The organism is Bradyrhizobium sp., from assembly GCF_004799445.1.
Classification (GTDB): domain Bacteria; phylum Pseudomonadota; class Alphaproteobacteria; order Rhizobiales; family Xanthobacteraceae; genus Bradyrhizobium.
On sequence record NZ_SSNA01000015.1, the window covers coordinates 1 to 2,759 of the forward strand.

At 56.2% G+C, this 2,759-nt stretch carries 3 protein-coding genes; 1 reads left to right on the forward strand and 2 read right to left on the reverse strand.

Annotated features, from left to right (window positions below):
* The coding region (locus E8A46_RS00995) for a hypothetical protein (protein ID WP_291556254.1) at nucleotides 1–353 on the forward strand (353 nt) is incomplete at its 5' end.
* Between the two features lie 294 nt (nucleotides 354–647).
* Here E8A46_RS00995 and E8A46_RS01000 read toward each other — a convergent pair.
* Together E8A46_RS01000 and E8A46_RS01005 are read right to left on the reverse strand one after the other, a co-directional pair.
* Nucleotides 648–1,625: a response regulator gene (locus E8A46_RS01000; protein WP_291556256.1), complete on the reverse strand. Its 978-nt coding sequence runs from the start codon at nucleotides 1,623–1,625 to the stop codon at nucleotides 648–650.
* A gap of 507 nt (nucleotides 1,626–2,132) precedes the next feature.
* A partial coding sequence (locus tag E8A46_RS01005) for a nucleoside deaminase (RefSeq protein ID WP_363250825.1) occupies nucleotides 2,133–2,759 on the reverse strand: 627 nt, incomplete at its 5' end.

The following is a 2,759-nucleotide window of genomic DNA, read 5'->3' on the forward strand; positions in this document are numbered from 1 at the left end:
ATCAATTCGAAATCCGCCTTGCCAAAGTCCGTCATCGCTTTGCAACTACTCTCGGGAGCAAGATCGAAGACGCAATCGTCTCGGCGGGCCTGATGTTTCGCAGCGACGATGGTGCGGTCAAACACATCTCGGAATCCTATCGACACTTGCACGGCATCTGCGGCATCGGGCCAACGGTCGGTTTCTCCGCCACCGGGGAGGCTGCGCACTTCGCCGAAGCGACCTTGATGCAGGCGCATCACGAAAGCCGCGGACTAACCGAAGAGGAAGCTCTCAGCCTGAAGAAGGCGCTGGAACATTTACGGGTTGTCGCCACATCGGAATTACGATTGATGTATCAGCGCGGGGGATAGGTCCCGGATCAAAGCTTACGGCGGCGGAATCACCCAGCGTCAGACGCGCCACGCCGGCGAGTGCGGATTTGCGATAGGGCTTGGAGAGCTACAACACCCTTGGTCGAGCGGTCCGCCGTGCATCCGGATTTTTACAGGGGTTCGGTCCAAACTTTCGCAGAACAATTGCGGAGAACCGATGCGCAACTTGGTATCATAACGAGACTCCGCGATTGCATTCGCCCGCGTCTGGAAGGTCATCGGACGAGATCGTTGCGGATCGCACGCGGCTAAATGGCGGATACCTTCAGGCACTCACTGGTAGAGCAATTCACCGTCCAGGTCACTGGCGAAGCCACAAAGTCTTTGCAGCACTTCGAATAATTCCCGGGCGTCAGCGGATTTTCGCAAGATCCGCGCCGCGCCTGGTTGACCGCAAATCTCCCGCCGCAACCTTTGTTTGATCGCGTCGTTGAGGCGCCGCCCGCTCTGCACAATGACCGGGATGTTGCGGGTCTCCGGTACGTTCCGCAATCTGGTCAGGAGATATTCTGCATCGCCGTTCGGCATGCAGTAATCAGAGACGATGACGGTCGGTTCCTGGCGCCGCGCCATCCAGAAACCCTGCATGCCATCGGCAGCGTACAGAAGCTCCGCGCCTAGTTTTTCGAATCGCCAGAAGAGGAATTTCTTGACACTCACGTCGTCGTCCACCAACAGGACTCGCGGTCGTTTCCTCACTTCGATTTTCACCCACCGCTTACCCGATTGCTTTATTGCAACTGCCCTTTGGGGCCATATCTCGATAAGGCTGGCCTCGAATTCGCTCCAAAAGTTATGTCCCTTGTGGATGTAGGAGGCGTCGAATTCTTTGCATCTGTTGACAATTTCCTGACCGGGATGCCCCGTAACCACGATTACATGGAGTGACTTTTTCGCGATATCCCGCAGGTACGTTAAAACCGAAAGGCCATCCACCTCAGGCATGTGGACGTCAATGACGAGAATGTCGGGCTGGTGTTGACTGGCCTTGATCAGGGCCTGGAGTCCGCTGGACGCGGTTTGAACGTCGAAGCCCATCCGGGTGCATCGGTCGGTGACTGCCCTTAGAACACAGGGATCGTCGTCGGCAATGAGCATCTTCGGAGCCACCTTGTTTTTCTCGAATTTATCCATCACGCGCGCCTCCAACGCGAGCGTCCGGTGGTCCATTTCTAAGCGAAGGATCGCACCGTCAACGCAATTCGGATCAGGAAATGCGGACTTGGTTGGTGTAACATCAGGGTCCGGCATTCCATATCGATCAGACCAACGTACATTAATGAGGCGATAAAGATCGTTTGCGTAAGAGTACGAGTAGAACGAAGCCCCACAAGGTGGACCGTTCCCCGCAACCGCAGCTGCGCCGATTAGACGTTATGCAATTTGAAACTACCCCCAGGGGCGGAATCATATTTGGCATCTTTTGTTCCAGATCCGAGAGGTGGAGCGCGCATCGCCGGTACGATCTGTTATTTGCCGAACGCTTGTATGGGTGGCTGGCGACGCAAGTGCTGATCGCACCTGTCTCCACGCGAATTCCCTGCTAACAGGGAATTTTACAGGGAATTTTTCAATTCCGGGGCACTAAAGGACAATTCCTCTGCGAGAAACTACTGTGCCGCAGCAGCTTTTCGTACACTTCCCTACTCAATTTAACAGGGAAAAAATTTGCAAGAACAGGGAATTTTCTAGCGGAAACAGGGAAATTCGCCAGCAAAGATCACCGGGTGAAGTTTTCGGTACACACACACGGGACAGTTAGCGGCGGCCGAAATAGTCAAAGAGGTTGCGGCGTAGGAATCGAAGCACGCGACCGCGAAGGCCCGGAGCCTGCTCGTGCATGACCTCGGTGATGACCCGCGGTGCCGCACCAAACAGGCCGCGCTGTCTAATGATCCCGGCGATCAGTGGGTTCCAGTCGATTAGCGCCTGCTCCGCGTCTTTCGCCATGTACCCGGAGACGATCTCTGGGGGAGGCGCGAACACTTCCGGCATTGCACTGGAAATGTCCGTGTCGCCCAGAACGTTCCACTTCGACACGCCGCCCATGTGCGGGGAACTCAAGCCGTAGACCACGCGGCGGATACGGCTCTCACGGATCGCGTAGCAGCAAAAGACGCAAGGCTCCGCATTCGCGTAGATCTCGCAGTCTTCAAGGCTCACGGTGCCGAGCGTTTTCTGCGCTTGCGAGATGGCCACCACTTCGGCATGCCGCGTCACGTCGCCGTCATGCGTGACCCTGTTGATCGACTCGGCCACGATCACGCCATCGCGGCAGATCACTGCGGCATATGGATACTCACCCACTTTGCCGGACGACTTCGAAAGGTCGATGCAGTGGGCCATCATCAGACGATCGATTGTCTCAACGTTCATACCCACTCC

Bases quoted from the DNA above. Each gene is read 5' to 3' on its own strand.
- E8A46_RS01000 (WP_291556256.1), bottom strand. From the start codon at position 1,625: ATGCCGGACCCTGATGTTACACCAACCAAGTCCGCATTTCCTGATCCG.